The organism is Curtobacterium sp. MCLR17_032 (assembly GCF_003234795.2).
Classification (GTDB): Bacteria; Actinomycetota; Actinomycetes; order Actinomycetales; family Microbacteriaceae; genus Curtobacterium.
Genome location: NZ_CP126268.1, coordinates 3,279,874 through 3,298,337 on the forward strand (window position 1 = coordinate 3,279,874; position 18,464 = coordinate 3,298,337).

Consider the following 18,464-nt stretch of genomic DNA (forward strand, 5'->3'; position numbering starts at 1 on the left):
GTACGGTCCGTCGCTGCCCAGGCGTCCGCTCAGAACTCCCAGGTGATGGCGTCCGGGAACGAGGTCTTGCCGTTGAACGTCTGGAACGACGACTGCGGGTTCGATCCGGCGTGGTAGCGCACCGGGACCTCCGCCTTGCCGTACCGATCGGCGACGGCGGTCGTCGTCACGCCGTTGGTCGTGACGGAGACCGTCGCACCGGGCAGCGCCTGGAACGGGAGCACGTGGTCGAAGCGTCCGGCCTCCACCTGAGCGGCGATCCGCTCGAGCTGTCGTTCACTCGTCTTGTCGATGGCCTGCGGCACGGCTGCCTGACCGAAGTCGACGTGCACCGGGTAGACCGGAGCGCCGCCAGCCGTCGAGATGCCGAGGTCCTCCTCGTCGAGGCCGACGCCCTTCACCACGAAGTGCCCGGGTCGGCTCGGCGACTGCCAGTCCGAGGTGCTGGGCGCGTCGAAGGCCTCGCCGTTGCGGAGCACCTCCAGGTCGGTGACCCGGTCGACGTCGACGTCGAGGATGACGTACTCCGGGAAGTGGCGGACCGTCACGTTGGTGACCGGCGAGGTCGTCTCCGCCCCGGGCTGCCCGGGCTGGCCGGGCTGCCCGGGCGTGGAGGACGAGGCGGTGGTGACGGGAGCGGCCTGCGCGGCGACGGGTGCGAGCACCAGGCCGGCGCCGACGAGCGCGGTGGCGCCGGCGACCAGGAGTCGGGATCGGTTCATGGGATGTCCTGTTCTGCGAGGGGAACGACTCGGAGCGAGCCGAGGCGATCCTCCAGAACAGCGCTGACAACATCCGGTATGTGATGTTTGCCGTCGACCTCAGGCGGGGTCGTCACCCTTCGGCTTCCGCCACCAGGGCAGCTCGTCCTCCGGGATCTGGTCCGTCGTGTCCCAGGGGGTTGCTCGTCGCGCGGGTCGTGCGGGCGGCTCCGGGTCGACGTCGTCGCGCCCGGCGACGAACTCCTCGGTGCTCCAGGGGAACGCCGGCTGCTCGTCGGTCCGTGGGACGGGAGGCGTCTCCCGCAGCTCCGCAGGACCCGCTGCGGCCGCGACGGACGAGCGGTCCGCCGGGCGGCCGGCAGTGCCGGCAGTGCCGGCAGTGCCGGCACCGTCGGTGCCACTGGCCCCACCGGCCCCACCGGCCCCACCGGCATGGTGACGCAGGTCGTCCGCCCGGTCGCGGAGCCCGCCAGCACGGTCGCGGAGCCCGCCAGCACGGTCGCGGAGGTCACCCGCGCGGTCCCGGGCACCGGACGCCGCTGCGCGGAGCCGTGCCCGGACGTTGCCGACGGCGTCGCCAGCCCTCGCGCCCAGACCGTGGGCACCCGGCGCGTGGGTGTCCTGGTCCGCCTGAGCTGCCGACCGGTCCGGCAGGCGCTCGGCCGCGACGGCGTCGGTCCGGGCCCAGTCGGGCAGGTCGACGTCGGTCACGGCGGGCTGGACGGGGTCGGACGCCGGCGGGGTCGCCATCGGCTCGCCGGCGCGGGCAGTCTCGGCGGCCCGGCCGGTCTCGGAGGATGCGGCAGTCTCGGCGGCTCGGCCGGTCTCGGCGGATCGGGCAGTCTCGGCAGCACGGGCGGTCGCGGCGCGCTCCGGGGCCCCCGACACACGCCGATCGTGGTCGGTCCCCGCGTGCGCGGTCGTCACGGCGTCGTGCTGCTCGTCGACCGAGAAGCGGTGCACCTCGGTGGTCCGCCCGGCTCCGGCGGACTCGAGCGCGGCGATCAACGAGCCGCCCTCCGTGGTCGCGTCGGCGGCGGCGAGGTCGTCCTCGGTCTCGTGCCACCGCTCCCCGATCCACGACCGCTCCGGCAGACGCACCAGGTCGCTGCCGATCGCGAGGGCGACGACGGCGGGCAGGCCGATCTCGAGCGCCGCGAAGGCCCCGACCGACCAGGCGTGCGGCCCGACCTCGGCGAGACGCCCGGGTCCGACGGACCCCGAGGACAGCCAGGCGAGCCCGCCGATGACGATGCCGGCGACGAGTCCGGTCGCAACACCGCCGAGGGCCCGGTACAGCGCGGAATCCGCCGTGCCGAGCAACCGCACCAGACGCGGCCGCATCAGCCCGCCCACCGCGAAGCCCGCGACGACGGGGACCAGGATCCAGACCAGGCCGAACGTGTGCCCGGAGGTGGGCAGCGCTCCGAGGACGGGGATCGCTGGCACCGGACCGAGGGCTGTCCCGATCGGCGACACAGCCGAACCGGCGCCGATGGCGAAGCCCGGCCCGACCAGCCAGGCGGTGGCCCAGGCTACGAAGTCGGGGATGAACGCGAGCTGCCCGACGGTCAGGGTGAAGCCGCCGACCAGCCCGGCGTGCGAGCGCTCGTAGAGGGTGATGACCTCGGCGAAGGACACCAGCAGCACCAGGCCGACGAGCACCGCGGCGACCGCCACGACGCACGCGGTCGCGACCGTTCCGGCGCGCAGGCCGAACCCGACGACGACCCGCCACACGTCGGGGATCCGGTCCACCAGGGCGACGACCCGTGCGGTGACCGGGTCGGCAGCGAGGCCTCGGCGGCGGCGGCAGACCTCGGCGGAGACCACAGCGGGGATCCCGAACCAGAGTGCCGGGGAGACGACGGCCTGCCAGGTGGTGGGGTGGGTGGCCGCGGTGGTGGAGCTCAGTGCGACCAGGAGCCCGAGGACGGCGACGGCGGCGGTGCCGACCAGGATCCCGGTCACCCGGTGCTCGGTCTCGGCGAACCGGCGTCCGGCACGGGCCCCGAGCCAGGCGGTGACGACGGCGAACCCGAGGGCGGCGAGGCTCACCCCGATCGGCGCGGAGGCTCCGGACAACCCGGTCGCCTTCGCGGCGGCGGCGCCGAGGCTGAACGACACGTCGACGCCGTGCCCGATCAGCCAGACGTTGCCGGCAGCGGTCCAGAACACGTTCCAGTCCACCTGCAGCCCGTACTCGAACGCCCACAGCAGGGTGAGCGGGACGAGTGCGATGCCCACGCCGACGCCGACCGTCACGATCGCTTCGATCACGGCGAGCAGAGCGGTTCCCAGGCGGTTCATCGCAGCGAGGATACGGCCGCCACCTCCGCGCCGGCCGGTGCCGCGCGGCTCCGGCGGAACACCGGTGTTCGTCGGTCACATCGCGTCCGGACGCGGCGCGATCGACGAACACCGGTGTTGTGCACGGCGCGGCCGACGGAGACCCGCCGACGGAACGACGGGAGGCGCGGTGCCAGCCGGCACCGCGCCTCCTGTCCGTGGGGGCCTGCGACTACTTCGCCGCGACGACCTCGCGCAGCAGCGCCGCGGTCTCGGACGGGGTCTTGCCGACCTTGACGCCCGCGGCCTCGAGCGCCTGCTTCTTTGCCTCGGCCGTGCCGGCGGAACCGGAGACGATCGCGCCGGCGTGGCCCATCGTCTTGCCCTCCGGCGCGGTGAAGCCCGCGACGTAGCCGACGACCGGCTTCGTGACGTGCGCCTTGATGTAGTCGGCGGCACGCTCTTCGGCGTCGCCACCGATCTCACCGATCATCACGATGGCCTCGGTCTCGGGGTCCGCCTCGAACGCGGCGAGCGCGTCGATGTGCGTCGTCCCGATGACCGGGTCGCCGCCGATGCCGATGGCGGTCGAGAAGCCCAGGTCACGCAGCTCGTACATCATCTGGTAGGTCAGCGTGCCGGACTTCGACACGAGACCGATCGGGCCCTTGCCGGTGATCGTCGCCGGGGTGATGCCGACGAGCGACTCCCCCGGGGTGATGATGCCCGGGCAGTTCGGGCCGATGATCCGGGTCTTCGCGCCGAGGGCCTTGGCGTGTGCCCAGAACTCGGCGGAGTCCTGCACCGGGATGCCCTCGGTGATGACGACGACGAGGGGGATCTCGGCGTCGATGGCCTCCATCACGGCGTCCTTCGCGAACGCCGGCGGGACGAAGACGATCGAGACGTCGGCACCGGTGGTGTCGATGGCTTCACGCACCGAGCCGAAGACGGGCAGCTCGACGTCGCCGTGGGTCACGGTGGTGCCGGCCTTGCGGGCGTTGACACCGCCGACGACCTGCGTGCCGGCCTTGAGCATGAGGGCGGTGTGCTTCGTGCCCTCACCGCCCGTGATGCCCTGGACGATGACCTTGGAGTCCTTGTTGAGGAAGATCGACATGGTCAGTCCCTTCAGGCCGCTGCGGCGGCGAGTTCGGCGGCCTTCTCGGCCGCGTCGTCCATGGTCGCGGCGACGGTGACCAGCGGGTGTGCTGCCTCCGCCAGGATCCGTCGGCCCTCTTCCACGTTGTTGCCGTCCAGGCGGACGACGAGCGGCTTGGTGGCCGCGTCGCCGAGGATGCCCAGTGCGGCGACGATGCCGTTCGCGACGGCGTCGCAGGCGGTGATGCCGCCGAAGACGTTCACGAAGACGCTCTTCACCTGCGGGTCGCCGAGGATGACGTCGAGGCCGTTGGCCATGACCTCTGCCGAGGCGCCGCCGCCGATGTCGAGGAAGTTGGCGGGCTTCACGCCGCCGTGGCGCTCACCGGCGTAGGCGACGACGTCGAGCGTCGACATGACGAGCCCGGCACCGTTGCCGATGACGCCGACCTGGCCGTCGAGCTTGACGTAGTTCAGGCCGTGGGCCTTCGCCTTGGCCTCGAGCGGGTCCTCGCTCGCGGTGTCCTCGAGTGCCCCGTGCCCCTCGTGGCGGAAGTCGGCGTTCTCGTCGAGCGTGACCTTGCCGTCGAGCGCGAGGATCTGGCCGTCGCCGGTGCGGACGAGGGGGTTGACCTCGACCAGGGTGGCGTCCTCGCCAGCGAAGACGTCGTAGAGCTTCACGAAGACGCCGGCGACCTGCTCGACGAGTTCGTCCGGGAACCCGGCCTGGCGCGCGATCGCCTCGCCCGCCTCCTGGTTGATGCCGGTCAGCGGGTTGACCTCGACCCGGGCGAGCGCCTCGGGCTTCTCGACCGCGAGCTGCTCGATCTCCATGCCGCCCTCGACACTGACGAGCGACAGGTACGAGCGGTTGGCCCGGTCGAGCAGCACCGAGAAGTAGAACTCCTCGGCGATGTCGGCACCCTGGGCGACCATCACACGCTGGACGGTGTGGCCCTTGATGTCGAGGCCGAGGATCGCCTGCGCGTGCGCGAACGCCTCGTCCGGGGTCTTCGCGACCTTGACGCCGCCCGCCTTGCCGCGGCCGCCGACCTTCACCTGCGCCTTGACGACGACCACGCCGCCGATCTGCTCGGCTGCGGCCTTCGCCTGCTCTGGGGTGTCGGCGATGATGCCCTGCAGCACAGGGACGCCGTAGGACTCGAAGAGGTCCCTGGCCTGGTACTCGAAAAGATCCACGCTGTTCTTCTTCCCGCACGGTTCGTGCGATCGGCATCGGTCATCGGGTCGCAGCACTCTCCATCGAGGGTCGCTCGATGTCGAGACAACGGCCGCGTCCGAGCCTAGCGCCGGCAGGTGGACGGACGGTTCCGCCGCCGGCAACCTGTGGAGAACCGCCGGGACGACCGCCGGGACGACCGGGGTACAGGTCGCTCGTCCGCGGTGCGCAGTCCCCGAACGGCCCGCCAGCGCAGCGCGGGCACGGTCGATCAGGTGCAGAACGAACTCCGTACCCGTGCCGCCGACGTCTTCGGTTGGGAACTCCGCGACGCCCAGGAGACCGTGGTCGACGCGGTCCTCGCCGGACGCGACGCCATCGCCCTGATGCCGACCGGCTCGGGCAAGTCCGCGATCTACCAGGTCGCCGCCCTCGCCCTCGACGGCCCCGTCGTCGTGGTCTCGCCGCTCGTGGCCCTGCAGGAGGACCAGGTCGTCGGCATCGAGGACCACCCGGACGCACCGCGTGCCGTGACCATCAACGCCACCCGGGCGCACCGGGAGCTCGACGACGCGTGGCAGGCCGTCGCGTCCGGTGAGGCCCGCTACGTCTTCCTCGCACCGGAGCAGCTCGCCAAGGACGAGGTCGTGGACCGGCTGCGCGAAGCCGGCGTCGCCCTGGTCACGGTCGACGAGGCGCACTGCGTCTCCAGCTGGGGCCACGACTTCCGCCCGGACTACCTGGTCCTCGGGGAGGTCGTCGAACGCCTCGGCCGCCCGCCGGTCCTGGCGATGACCGCGACCGGTTCGACCCCGGTCCGCACCGAGATCGTCGAGCGGCTCGGCATGCGCGACCCGCTCGTCGTGGCCACCGGGTTCGACCGGCCGAACCTGCGTTTCGAGGTGCAGCGCCACACCGACGAGGTGGCGAAGCGCGAGGCGGTCGTCGAGCAGGTCGTGGGGCTCGAGGGCGCGGGCATCGTCTACGTCGCCACCCGGGCCGAGACCCTCGTCTACGCGGACGAACTCGTCGAGAGCGGCCGTCGTGCGAAGGCGTACCACGCGGGTCTCCGGGTGCGGGACCGGGAGCACGTGCACCACGAGTTCCTGGACGGCGAACTGGACGTCGTCGTCGCCACGAGTGCGTTCGGCATGGGCATCGACAAGCCCGACGTCCGCTTCGTCGTGCACGCCGACGTGCCCGAGTCCGTCGACGCCTACTACCAGGAGGTCGGCCGGGCCGGTCGGGACGGCGACGTCGGACTCGCCACGCTGCACTACCGGTCCGAGGACCTCGGGCTCCGCCGGTTCTTCGCGTCCGGGTCGCCCCGTCCGGCGTCGCTCCGCGCGGTGTTCGACGCGGTGCCCGCCGCCGGCACGCTCGCCCGCTCCGAGGTCGCCGAGCGGGCCGGGCTCGCCGCCCGCACCGCCGGCCGCGTGGTGAACACGCTGGTGGACGCCGGCGCGTTGATCGACGATCGTGACGGCCTGCGTCGCGCCCCGGACGGCCCCGCCGACGCCGTCGCCGCGGCCGAGCTCGCCAAGCGGCACGCGAAGGAACGGGAGTGCGTCGAGGAGTCCCGCATCGAGATGATGCGGCGCTTCGCCGAGACGACCGGCTGTCGTCGGCAGTTCCTGCTCGGCTACTTCGGCGACGAACTGCCCGAGCCGTGCGGCAACTGCGACACCTGCTCCGCCGGCACCGCCACCGACGCGGACGCCCACGGCGCCGACGGGTCGCACGACACCGAGTGGCCGCCGGACGCGCCGGTCGAGCACGCCGAGTGGGGTCGCGGCACCGTGATGAGCACCGAGGACGACCGGCTGACGGTGTTCTTCGAGTCCGCCGGCTACCGCACGCTCGCCCTGCAGGACGTCACCGAACGGCACCTGCTCGAGCGGGTCTGAACCGACTCCGCGAGCGCGTCCGGGCGCGATTCCGGCGGGTCTGGTGGGGGAAGGCGCGGTCGCTCGACCACCCGTCGGCGACCGCGCTCCACTCCCCCGAGCACGTGCAGTAGACACCGGGAGGGTGACCCGTCGGTGACCACCGGGTGAACGGCGCGCGAACCGGCCACGATCGGCAGCGCCGGCGCTCGGCTGTGCGCTCCACGGCCCGCCGCCACCCGGCACGTCCCCCGGGCTCCGCGCGCACTCCCACCGGCACCCGGGTACCAAGGAGCGGTGGGAAGGTCCACGCCGCACATCGCGGGACCGCCCACCACGCACCACCACGACGACCGACAGGAGCGACCATGTCCGACCCCGGAACCACCCCAGGCGACGCGTTCAGCGACGGCGTCAGCGACTCCGACGACGAGGGCCGCGCCGACGACGTCGACCGCGAGTACGTCGGCGGCTTCGAGGCCGACGACGCCGAAGAGGCACTCGAGACCGTGACGAACGACGCCGTCGCCGGCGAGACCGTCGAGCCGCAGCTCGGCGACGGCACCGACGACGGCCCCACCGGTGGCGCACCGAACGAGGGGTCGCCGGACATGTGGGAGCACGGCGACGACCGTCCCGACCTCGGTGGCGACCTGGGCACGAAGCCGCTCTGAGCGGATCGGACGAAGCAGAGCCGATCCGACGACACCGGCCGATCGGAGCACCGACCGTGACCGACCGACGGACGGGAGGCTCGGCGCGCGACGTGCGCCGGGCCTCCCGTCCGTCCCCGGGTCACCCCCATGGCGACCGCGACCCGGCGCTCCGCCGGTTCCTCGCCGACAGCACGCCCGTCGCGGCCGGCGGCCGGGCGATCCTGCTGCAGATCGCGGACCCGGTGGTGGCCGCCGGGGTGCGGCGCCACTCGGACTTCGCGCGCCGACCGCAGCAGCGCCTGGCGCACACCCTGATGTACGTCTACGCCGTCGTGGTCGGGACGCCCGAGGACGCTGCCGTCGCGGCGTCGTTCGTGACGCACGCGCACCGACCGGTGACCGGCGCCGACGACCCGGACCGGCAGCTCTGGGTCGCGGCCACGCTCGTCGACTCCGCGCTCCGGACGCACCGCCTGCTCGGCAGCCCGGTCGACGACGAGCGGGCCGAGGACGTCCTCCGGGCGTACGCGCCGATCGCGACCGCGCTGCGGGTGCCGGCGGAGCGGTGGCCGGACTCGATGGCGGCCTTCGAGCGGTACTGGGTGTCGACGCTGGCGCAGCTCCGGGTCACCGACGACGCCCGCGGTGTGGTGCGCGACCTGCTGCACCCGCGGCACGCACCGGTCTGGGTCCGCGCCGTGATGCCGGTCGTCCGGGTCGTCACGGTGGGGATGCTGCCGGCGCCGGTCCGGACGCAGTACGGCTTCCCGTGGGGCCCGCGGGAGGTCCGGCGCTTCCGCCGGACCGTGACGGGGCTCCGGCTGCTCCGTGCCGTCCTGCCCGGGGCGTTGCTTCGTCTGCCGGGGCCGCTGCTCCTCCGTGCCATGCACCGGACCGCCCGGCGGTACGCCGCGGCCTGAACCCGATCCGACCAGTTTCTTGTCACAGCGACAAGAACAGTGCTACGGTCGGGTCATGGCAGTCGAACTCAGCACCCGGACCCGCTCCGGCCAGCCGACCACCCCGACGTTCACCACCATGCGGTTCCCCGCGGGTGAGGCACACGTCAAGGTCGCGGCCGGTCCCGACGAGTCGGCGGACGCCGCCGCCACCCAGATCCCGGCGACGGACCTCGTCGAGGTCGCGACCCTCCGCGGCACGAGCGGCGACGACCTCGTCATGCTCGGCATGTGGGCCGACGCCGTCCGACAGCGTGGCTCCCGCTCCGTCGCCCTCGTGCCGTACCTGCCCGGCGCCCGCCAGGACCGCGGCCTGCCGTTCGGTGCGAAGGTCTACGCGGACATCGTGAACGGCTTCCACATCGACCAGGTGATCGCGTTCGACCCGCACTCGCCGGTCATCGTCGGTCTGATCGAGGACCTGACCGTCGTGGCGAGTGCCCGCATCGTCCGCGACGAGGTGGTCGGCGCACCCGGCACCGAGCAGGCCTACCAGGGCATCATCGCCCCGGACGCCGGCGCGGTCGCCCGGGCCACCGCGGCCGCCGACGCCTGCGGGCTGCCGGTGTACCGCGCCGAGAAGCACCGCAACCCGGACACCGGCAAGCTCGACGGCTTCACCTGCGAGCCGCTGCCCGACACCGGTCGGTTCCTCGTCGTCGACGACATCTGCGACGGCGGCGGCACCTTCATGGGCCTCGCGGGCAGCACCGGACTGCCGAAGGAGCGCCTGGGCCTCTGGGTCTCGCACGGCGTGTTCTCCGGCCGGGCCGCTCAGCTCGCCGACCACTTCGGCGAGATCGTCACCACCGACTCGTACCCCGCGCAGAACGCCATCGAGGGCCTGCGCACCGTCCCCCTGACCCCGTACCTCACCGAGGAGATCCGATGACGAACACGACCCCGACCACCACCGGCCTCGAGCCGCGGATCACCACCGCCAGCCCGATCGCCCCGCTCCTGGCCGTCGACGGCTACAAGCACTCGCACCGGCAGCTCTACCCCGAGGGCACCACGCGGATCCTCATCAACTGGACGAACCGGTCGAACGCACACATGCCGGAGTCGACGCACGCGGTCGTCTTCGGGCTGCAGGCCTTCATCCAGCGGTACCTGGTCGAGGCGTGGGCGCCGTTCTTCGCCGCCGACGAGGACCTGGTCTGCGACCTGTTCGAGCAGGCACTCGAGGGCTACTTCGGCCCGAACACCATCGGCAGCGACCACGTCCGCGCCCTGCACCGCCTCGGCTACCTTCCCCTCGAGATCCGCGCCTTGCCGGAGGGCACCCTCGCCCCGATCGGCGTCGCGACCCTGACCGTCGAGAACACCGTCGACGCGTTCTCCTGGCTGCCGAACTACATCGAGACCGCCCTGTCGGCGTCGATCTGGCACCCGTCCACCGTCGCCACGAAGGCGCTCGAGTACCGCGACCTGATGGAGGAGTGGGCCGAACGCACCGGGGCGGACCCGGCGAGCATCGACTTCGCCGCCCACGACTTCTCGTTCCGCGGGCAGACCAGCATCGAGTCCGCTGCCGCGTCCGGCGCCGGACACCTGCTCTCGTTCCTCGGCACCGACTCGATGCCGTCGCTCGACCACATCGCCCGCTACTACCCCGGCGACAACGGTTGGGTGGCGGCGAGCGTCCCGGCGACCGAGCACAGCGTGATGTGCGTCCGCGGTGCCGACGGCGAGCTCGAGACCTTCCGGCAGATCCTCGACGTGTACCCGACCGGGGTCGTGTCGGCGGTCAGCGACGGCTTCGACCTGTTCAAGGTGCTCACCGAGGTGCTGCCGCAGCTCAAGGACCGCATCATGGCCCGCGACGGCAAGCTCGTCATCCGCCCCGACTCCGGCGACCCGGTCGACATCGTCACCGGCACCGTGCACGGCGTCGACGAGGCCGAGCTCTCCGCCGCCGACCGCAGCGACGAGCAGAAGGGCGTCGTGGAACTGCTCGACGAGCTGTTCGGCCACACCGTCAACGAGCGCGGCTACAAGGTCCTCGACCAGCACATCGGCGTCATCTACGGCGACAGCATCACCCTCGACCGAGCCCGCCGCATCTACGAGCGCCTCGCCGCGAAGGGCTACGCCAGCGACAACGTGGTGCTCGGCATCGGGTCGTACACGTACCAGTTCATGACCCGCGACAACCTCGGCAGCGCGGTCAAGGCGACGTGGGCCCTGGTGGACGGCGAGCCGGTCGACATCCAGAAGGACCCGAAGACCGGCAGCGGCAAGAAGAGCGCGAAGGGCCGCATCGCCCTGCACCGCGACGCGACCGGCGAGATCCGGCAGACCGACCAGGCCACGCCGGAGGACGAGGCGACCAGCCTGCTCCAGCCGGTGTGGGTCGACGGGCGGTTCACGGTCCTCCAGTCCTTCGCGGACGTCCGCGAGACCCTCCGTCGTGAACGGGCCGACCGTGCCGCCCGCCGCGCGGCTGCCGCCGGCACCGACACCGACCCGGTGGCGGCGACCGCGTGACCGGGGCCGCCCCGGCGGCGGTCCGCGACCAGCCACTGATCGCCGTGGACGTCGTCCTGGTCGCGTTCGACGGCGCGGGTGCCGTTGCCGGCGCCGGTGACACAGCGGGGCCGGGCGGTCTCCGGGTCGCCACCGCCCGCCGGCTGCACGAACCGTTCGTCGGACGGGAGGCCCTGCCCGGCGTCCTGCTGGACGGTCCGGAACTCCTCGCCGACGGTGCGCGACGCGCCCTGCGGACCAAGACCGGGGTGGACGCGGCGGCGGTCCGGCACCTCGCCCAGGTCGGGGCGTTCGACGGCCCCGAGCGCGACCCGCGGAGCGCCGCGATCAGCGTCGCGTTCCTGGCCGTGACCGCCGGGGCGACCCGGGTGGACGACGCCGTGCGGTGGCACGACGCGACGGACCTGCCGCTCGGGCTGCCGTTCGACCACGACCGGATCATCGCCGCGGCGCTCGACCACGCCCGGACCCGGCTCTGGTCGGACACACCGCTCACCCGGGCGCTGCTCGGCGAGCGGTTCACCACACCGGACGCCGCACGGCTCGTGGTCGCCCTGACCGGTGTGACGCCGGACGCGGGCAACCTCAACCGGGCGCTCCGCACGAACCCGGCACTGACCCGGCTCGACCCCTCGGCCGTGCCGGTGACGCGGACCGGCACCGGGCGGGCGGGTCGTCCCCCGGCAGCCTGGACGTGGACGGACTGAGCGCGGTTGAGTGGGGGCATGTCTGCTTCGCTGTCCGGGGACGAGTCCCTGCACCTGCCCGAGTTCGACGCTCCTCCGGCCTCGCCGCTCGACCTCGCGCGGCTCTGGCTCGACCAGGCCGGTGACCACGAGGTGTCCGAGCCGATGTCGATGACCCTCGCGACCGCCGGCGCCGACGGCCGGGTCAGCGCCCGGACCGTCGACGTCAAGCGGATCGAGGACCGCGGCCTGGTGTTCGGCACCTCGGCCGAGAGCCCCAAGGGCCGCCAGCTCGCCGAGAACCCGCACGCCGCACTGCAGGTCTACTGGCGCGAGACGATGCAGCAGCTCCGGTTCGAGGGTCGGGTCGTGCGACTCTCCGACGAGGAGTCCGACGCCCTGTTCGCTGACCGCTCGCCGAAGTCCCGCGCCGCCACCGCGATCGCCGACCAGTCCGCCGTGCTCGAACCGCGGACGCTGCAGGACCTCATCGACGACGCCAACGAGCTGCTCGCGGAGTCCGACGACGACGTGCCCCGGCCGCCGCTGTGGGACGCCTGGCGCCTGGAGCCCGACACGGTCGAGTTCTGGCACGGCAGCCGCGACCGGATGCACCGCCGCCTGCAGTACGTGCACGCCGACGGCACCTGGACGTCGACGCGGCTCCAGCCGTGACGACCCGAGCCCGGTGACCCCGCCCGGCCGGGCGGGGTCACCGGGCCCAGCCTGGCCGCGTCAGCCGCGCCCGATCGGGTTCGGCATCTCCCCCGCCCGGATCAACGACGACGACTGGTCCGCCAGGTCGACCATCGTCAGGGTGTTCCGTAGCTGCAGCCGGTTCAGGCACGAGTGCGCGAACGACGGCGCGCGGAGGTCCAGCGGTCGCCGTCGGTCCGGGTGCTCCGCCGCGTGCCGGTCGATGCACGCACTGACGAGCTCCCAGAACGCCGACTCCGGCAGCACCCCGTCGTCGTCGAGCACCGCGGCGAGGAACCGCAGCACCCCGTCGAACACGTCGGTGTGGACGGCGAGCGCCGCCTCGTCGTCGTCCACCGGGTGCACGATCCGCCCGATCGACTCGGGCACCGGGCGGTCGTCGTGCACGCCGAGGACCGCGACCTCCTCCCCGATGTCCTTCATGAACGCGCCCGTCACCACCGCGTCGCGGACGACGAGCACCAGGTTCTCGCCGTGCGGCATGAACGCCAGGTCGTGCACGGTCAGGCAGTGCACCACCGGCCGGAGGTACGCGTCGAGGTAGCGGCGGACCCACTCGGCGGGCTCGAGGCCGGAGGCACGGACGAGCTCCGACGCCACCGCGTGCCCGTCGGCGTCCCGGTGCAGCAGCGCCGCCATCGTGAGCAGGCGTTCCCCCGGCTCGGTCCGCGGTACCGGGCTCTCCCGCCAGAGCGCGGCGAGCATCTTCCGCTGCGGAGACGTCACGTCGACCCGGTGGTACGCGTCGCCGGTGTACCCGATGGCCGCGTGCTCCCGGAGCACCCGGAAGCCGGCCGCGCGCAGGGTGGGGTCGTCGGCGACGAGCTCGGCGACCCAGTCGTTCACGGCCGGGGTCGAGCGCATGTACGCCGGCGACATCCCGCGGAGGAACCCCATGTTCTGCACCGCCAACGCCGTCTTGACGTACGAGCGCTCGGGCCGGGACCGGTTGAACGCCGTGCGGATGGACTGCTGCGGCTGGTACGTGTCCGGCCCCTCGCCGAGGTCGACCAGGTCCTGCCGTCCGAGGTCCGGCGCGAACGTCACCGCGATCCGGTGCTGCCACTGCCACGGGTGCACGGGCAACCAGACGTACTCGTCCGGGTCGAGGGCGCGGCGGCGCAGCGTCTGCCGGAAGCGCTCGACGGTCGCCGGGTCGAGCTCGGCCGCCCAGTGCTCGGCCTCGGTGCGGTCCGCGGCGAGCGCCAGGTGCGTGTGCTCGCGACGGGCGGCGAGCCACCGGTAGCGGAAGCGTCCGCCGGACTCCGGGGCGTAGGCGCGGTACTCGTCGAGGCCGAACCCGATGCGGCCGTTCGCGGCGACGAACGCCGGGTGGCCCTCGGTCATCGCTGCCTCGACGCCCTGGAACCCGGCGACGACGTCCCCGTCGCGCCGTCCGCGGGCGAGCTGTGCGGCGGACGGACCCCCGCGGCGGTGCTTCGCGGCGGCACTGGCGAGGGTGGACGCGACCTCCTCCAGGTAGGTGCCGATCAGGGCGTCCGGGATCCCGAGGACGTCCCGGAGTTCCAGGACCAGGTCCTGCGCATCGAGCGGGACCGGCGGCCCGTCCGGTCCGGCCGTGCGGGTGAGCGATGCCTCGTCGATCGACCAGTGCTCGAGCGCGTGCCGTCGAGCGCGGAACCGGTACTGCGAGGCACCGGTGTCGAGCAGCCAGCCGTCCCCGTCCGGCCGGGGCGTGACGAGCCGTTCGTGGGTGAACTCGGCGATGGCCTTGGCGACGAGGTGCCGTTCGGCGACCGCCAGGTGCTCGGGTCGCAGGTGCGCGGCGGGACCGTCGTCGTCCGGCTGCCCGATCCGCTCGGTGTCCAGGACCGAGAGCAGTGCCCGCTTGCCGTCGACGTCGACCTCCCGCAGCACCCGGAACCCCACCTCGGCGTTCTTCGCCTGCACGGCCGCGTTCCGGACGTCGGGTTCGACGACCACCCGACGGGCACCGAGGGCGTCCCCGCAGTGCTCGACGACGGTCCGCATCACCGCGCTGGTCAGGCCGAGCACCCGGCCGTCCGCGGGCGGCGGTGCGACGAGCAGGTGCATGCCGACGTCGCCGGACCGTGCCGGCCAGACGTCCGTGAGCAGCACGAGCGCCGGGTCGTACGTCTCGGCGTACGCGCACGGGTGTCCGTCGCGGACGACCAGCCAACCGTCCTGCGCCGGGTCCGCACGCACCGCCCGGAGGTACCGGCGCACCTCCGCCACGTCGGCCTGCTGCATGCCCCACCACGACGACGCCGGGTGTGCCAGCCAGGACTGCACCAGGGCGGCGTCCCGGTCCGGGTCCACCGGTTCGACGGACAGGAGGCCCGGGGTCACGTCCGCGCTCATGCGGACGCCGCCTCGTGCCCGGCCCGCACCGAGGCGGGCAGGCCGAACTCCTGGAAGGCGATCCGGGCCTCCAGGCCGTAGACCTCGCGCCCCGTCACGGACCGGATGATCGAGGCGTTCCGCCACGCGCCCATGCCGAGGTCCGGCGCGGTCAGGCCGTGCGTGTGCTCCTCGGCGTTCTGGACCCAGATGCGGCCGCCGAGGGTGTCGACGTGGTGGTCGCGGGCGACGGCGAGCCGGCCTCGCGAGTCACGCTGCACCAGGTGCTCGACCGGGTCGAGGAAGCGCGGCGGACGCGGGGTGTACCCGGTGGCCAGGACGACCCGGTCGACCTCGTGCTCGTACGTCTCGCCGAGCTGCTCGTGCCGGAGCGTCAGGCGGTACGTGCCACGATCGGCGTCCCAGACCGCGTCGGTCACGCTCGTCTCGGTGCGGAGGGTCGTCGGCACCGGGCCCCGGGCGCTGATCCGGTAGAGGGTGTCGTAGACCTCGCTGACCAGGTCCGTGCTGATCCCCTTGTACAGGCTCCGCTGCTCGCGACCCAGGCGGTCACGGACGGACTCGGGCAGGGCGTGGAAGTGGTCCGTGTACTCCGGACTCGTCATCTCGAGCGTGAGCTTGGTGTCCTCCATCGTGAAGAACCGCGGCGACCGGGTGACCCAGTCGAGCCGGTACCCGCCGTCGCGCAGCCCCTCGAGCAGGTCCAGGTACACCTCGGCCGCCGACTGCCCGCTGCCGATCACGGCGACCGACCCGGCGCTCCGGAGCGCGTCGCGGTTCGGCAGGTAGTCGGCGGAGTGCACCACCGGTCCGGCCAGGTCGCGGAGGGCCGGGGGCACGGACGGCTCGGTGCCGACGCCGACGACGACGTGGCGCGCCCGACGGACTTCGGTGCCGGTGGCGGTCTCGGCGGACACCGTGAACAGGTCCGTCGCGGGGTCGTGCTCGACCGCGGTCACCCGGCGACCCCAGCGCAGGGTGTCGAGCCGGTCCGCGGCCCACCGGCAGTAGGCGTCGTACTCGGAGCGCAGGGGGTGGAAGTCCTCGCGGATGTAGAAGGGGTACAGGCGCCCGGTCTCCTTGAGCCACGCCAGGAACGAGAACGGCGAGGTCGGGTCCGCCATCGTCACGAGGTCGGCGAGGAACGGCACCTGGATGGTCGCGCCGTCGAGCATCATGCCGTGGTGCCAGGCGAAGCCGTCGGCGACGTCGAGGAACACGGCGTCCACGTCGTCGAGCGGGTCGGTGAGGCACGCGAGGCCCAGGTTGAACGGGCCGATGCCGATCCCGATGACGTCGTGCACGTGGTCGGGGGCGGTCGGGGTGCTCATCGGTTCGCTCCGATCGTCGTGGTGGGGGTCGTCGCTCGGCGGAGGCCCTCGGCGGTCGCGACGACGTGGTCGAGCGACGCCTGCACCTGCTCGAGGGTCGTCGCCGGGTTGAGCAGCGTGAGCTTGTTGCACGGCCGTCCCGCGATCACGGTCTTGGCGATGAGCACCCGTCCCTCCGCCAGCAGCGCGGCCCGGAGCGGCGCCACCATCGCATCGGCCTCGTCGTCGGTCACGCCGGCCGGCTGCCACCGGAACAGCACGGTGCTCAGCTGCGTCGGCGCGACGAGCTCCAGGTCCGGGTGCGCCTGTACCAGCGCGTGGGTCGCCTCGGCCAGGTCGATGACGGCGTCGAACGCGGTGCCGATCGCGTCCGCACCCGAGGCCCGGAGCGTCGCCCAGAGCTTCAGGGCGTCGAACCGACGCGTGGTCTGCAGCGACTTGTCGACCTGGTTCGGTTCGGCCGCGTCCTCCGGGTTCAGGTAGTCGGCATGCCAGGAGGCGCGGCGCAGGTCCGCCGGGTCCCGCACGACGAGCACGCTCGACGACACCGGCTGGAAGAAGGACTTGTGCAGGTCCGCCGTGACGCTCCGGGCACGCTCGATGCCGTCGAGCAGGTGCCGCCGGGTCGGCGAGACGAGCAGGCCGCACCCGTAGGCGGCGTCGACGTGCAGCCAGACGCCCTCGAGGTCGCAGACGTCGGCGATCGGGGCGAGCGGGTCGATGACGCCGCGGTCGGTCGTGCCGGCGGTCGCGACGACGGCCATCGGGGTGCGGCCGGCGGCACGGGCGTCGGCGATCGCCTGCGCCAGTGCTGCGGGGAGCATCCGACCGGCGGGGTCGGTGCGGACGTCGACCACGGCGGCGTCGGGCAGGCCGAGCAGCCGGGCGGACTTCTTGACGCTGAAGTGGGTCTCGGCGGTGGCGAAGAGGGCGAGGGTGTCGAGGGTGGCCGAGGTGCCGGTCGCCGCGGTGCCCGTCGGGTCCGTCGCTGCTTCGCGGGCCAGCAGCAGTGCCTGCAGGTTCGACTGGGACCCGCCCGAGGTGAAGACGCCGTCCCCGGCCGCGAAGCCGATCCGCCCGGCGAGCCAGTCGACCACGTGCCGCTCGATGTCGGTGCCGATGCGGGACTGGTCCCAGGTGTCGACCGACGGGTTGACGGCGGCCAGGACGGCCTCGGCGGCGACCGCGGGCAGGGCGACCGGGCAGTTCAGGTGCGCGAGGTAGCCGGGGGTGTGGAACCACACCGCTTCCTGCACGAAGAGCTCGTCGAGTTCGGCGAGTGCCCGGTCGGTGCCGATCGCCGGGGCGTCGAGGTCGATGGCCCGCACGCGGCGGTGCAGCTCGGCGGCCGGGGTGCTCGTGGTCGGCAGGTCGGCGGCGGCGATACGGGCAGCGAGCCGGTCGACCGTCGCACCGACGGCCTCCCGGTAGTGCTGGGCAGAGTCGGGACTGATCATGTCGAGAGGTGTCACGTTAGGTGAGGCTAACCTTACCTCTGCTCCTTGTCACCCGTCCGAGGGGGTCGGGCGTGGCGGACGCGAGGAGCGCTCGACAGCAGCGCTCCACAGCAGCGTGCGACGGTGGTGGTGCGCGGCGGTAGCGTCGGACCATGCCGGCCGCACCACGCACCACCGTCCGCACCGCCGTCGACCAGGACGCCCCGGGGATCGCCGACGTGCATGTGCAGGCGTGGCGTGAGGCCTACGCCCACCTGCTGCCCGCCGCGTTCCTCGCCTCGCTCGACCCCGTCGCACGGACCACCCGGTGGCGGCGCGTCCTGGCCGACCCCGACGTCACGGTCGCGGTCGCGGAGCAGGACGGCACCGTCGTGGGGTGGGCGACCGCGGGTCCCGGTCGCGACGAGCACCACGTCCGCAGCCGTGAGCTCGAGGGCATCTACGTCCTGGCCGCCGCCTACGGGTCCGGAGCCGGTCAGATGCTCCTCGACGCGGTGCTCGGCGACGTGCCGGCGTACCTCTGGGTCGCGGACGACAACCCCCGCGCCCAGGCGTTCTACGCGCGCAACGGGTTCCGGCGCGACGGAGCGACGAAGACCGAGCACCTCGGCGACAACGCCCTCGTCGCGGTCCGCATGGTCCGCTGA

General features: G+C 73.1%; 15 protein-coding genes. 8 read left to right on the forward strand and 7 right to left on the reverse strand.

All coding sequences use genetic code 11. The annotated features are described in order from the left end of the window. Positions 1-29: 29 nt before the first annotated feature. The 4 genes from DEI97_RS15560 to sucC all read right to left on the reverse strand — a co-directional run bounded on the left by DEI97_RS15560 (position 30) and on the right by sucC (position 5,312). Complete coding sequence (locus DEI97_RS15560; RefSeq protein ID WP_111073868.1) at positions 30-722, reverse strand: hypothetical protein; 693 nt, start codon at positions 720-722, stop codon at positions 30-32. A 99-nt stretch (positions 723-821) separates the two neighbouring features. Further along, complete coding sequence (locus tag DEI97_RS15565) at positions 822-3,032, reverse strand: cell division protein PerM (RefSeq protein WP_111073869.1); 2,211 nt, start codon at positions 3,030-3,032, stop codon at positions 822-824. Between the two features lie 211 nt (positions 3,033-3,243). Beyond that, entirely contained in the window at positions 3,244-4,131 is an 888-nt protein-coding gene (gene sucD, locus DEI97_RS15570) for a succinate--CoA ligase subunit alpha (protein WP_111073870.1), read from the reverse strand. An 11-nt stretch (positions 4,132-4,142) separates the two neighbouring features. Next, complete coding sequence (sucC, locus tag DEI97_RS15575) at positions 4,143-5,312, reverse strand: ADP-forming succinate--CoA ligase subunit beta (RefSeq protein ID WP_111073871.1); 1,170 nt, start codon at positions 5,310-5,312, stop codon at positions 4,143-4,145. A 255-nt stretch (positions 5,313-5,567) separates the two neighbouring features. Between sucC and DEI97_RS15580 the strand changes: the two genes are divergently transcribed. The 7 genes from DEI97_RS15580 (at position 5,568) to DEI97_RS15610 (ending at position 12,644) form a co-directional block, all read left to right on the forward strand. Continuing rightward, on the forward strand, positions 5,568-7,199 hold the full coding sequence (locus DEI97_RS15580) for a RecQ family ATP-dependent DNA helicase (protein ID WP_111074188.1): 1,632 nt from the start codon (positions 5,568-5,570) through the stop codon (positions 7,197-7,199). 347 nt (positions 7,200-7,546) lie between these two features. Beyond that, positions 7,547-7,852: a hypothetical protein gene (locus DEI97_RS15585; RefSeq protein WP_111073872.1), complete on the forward strand. Its 306-nt coding sequence runs from the start codon at positions 7,547-7,549 to the stop codon at positions 7,850-7,852. Positions 7,853-7,908: 56 nt separating this feature from the next. After that, the gene (locus DEI97_RS15590; RefSeq protein WP_181439147.1) at positions 7,909-8,754 is read left to right on the forward strand and encodes an oxygenase MpaB family protein; all 846 of its coding nucleotides are present in this window, start codon (positions 7,909-7,911) and stop codon (positions 8,752-8,754) included. 55 nt (positions 8,755-8,809) lie between these two features. Then, positions 8,810-9,685: a phosphoribosyltransferase family protein gene (locus DEI97_RS15595; protein WP_111073874.1), complete on the forward strand. Its 876-nt coding sequence runs from the start codon at positions 8,810-8,812 to the stop codon at positions 9,683-9,685. Further along, on the forward strand, positions 9,682-11,283 hold the full coding sequence (locus DEI97_RS15600) for a nicotinate phosphoribosyltransferase (protein ID WP_111073875.1): 1,602 nt from the start codon (positions 9,682-9,684) through the stop codon (positions 11,281-11,283). Before DEI97_RS15595 ends, DEI97_RS15600 begins: the two co-directional genes overlap by 4 nt. Next, positions 11,280-11,990: an NUDIX hydrolase gene (locus tag DEI97_RS15605; RefSeq protein WP_111073876.1), complete on the forward strand. Its 711-nt coding sequence runs from the start codon at positions 11,280-11,282 to the stop codon at positions 11,988-11,990. Before DEI97_RS15600 ends, DEI97_RS15605 begins: the two co-directional genes overlap by 4 nt. Before the next feature lie 18 nt (positions 11,991-12,008). Next, entirely contained in the window at positions 12,009-12,644 is a 636-nt protein-coding gene (locus tag DEI97_RS15610) for a pyridoxine/pyridoxamine 5'-phosphate oxidase (protein ID WP_111073877.1), read from the forward strand. A gap of 60 nt (positions 12,645-12,704) precedes the next feature. Here DEI97_RS15610 and DEI97_RS15615 read toward each other — a convergent pair whose 3' ends face one another. The 3 genes from DEI97_RS15615 to DEI97_RS15625 are packed head-to-tail and all read right to left on the reverse strand — an operon-like array spanning position 12,705 to position 17,832. Next, entirely contained in the window at positions 12,705-15,029 is a 2,325-nt protein-coding gene (locus DEI97_RS15615) for a GNAT family N-acetyltransferase (RefSeq protein ID WP_111073878.1), read from the reverse strand. Next, on the reverse strand, positions 15,026-16,360 hold the full coding sequence (locus tag DEI97_RS15620) for a lysine N(6)-hydroxylase/L-ornithine N(5)-oxygenase family protein (protein ID WP_111073879.1): 1,335 nt from the start codon (positions 16,358-16,360) through the stop codon (positions 15,026-15,028). Before DEI97_RS15620 ends, DEI97_RS15615 begins: the two co-directional genes overlap by 4 nt. Next, a complete protein-coding gene (locus DEI97_RS15625; protein ID WP_502866653.1) occupies positions 16,357-17,832 on the reverse strand; it encodes a pyridoxal phosphate-dependent decarboxylase family protein in 1,476 nt (491 codons plus the stop codon). The genes DEI97_RS15620 and DEI97_RS15625 overlap by 4 nt, the downstream gene beginning before the upstream one ends. A gap of 137 nt (positions 17,833-17,969) precedes the next feature. Between DEI97_RS15625 and DEI97_RS15630 the strand changes: the two genes are divergently transcribed. Beyond that, complete coding sequence (locus tag DEI97_RS15630) at positions 17,970-18,464, forward strand: GNAT family N-acetyltransferase (RefSeq protein ID WP_111073881.1); 495 nt, start codon at positions 17,970-17,972, stop codon at positions 18,462-18,464.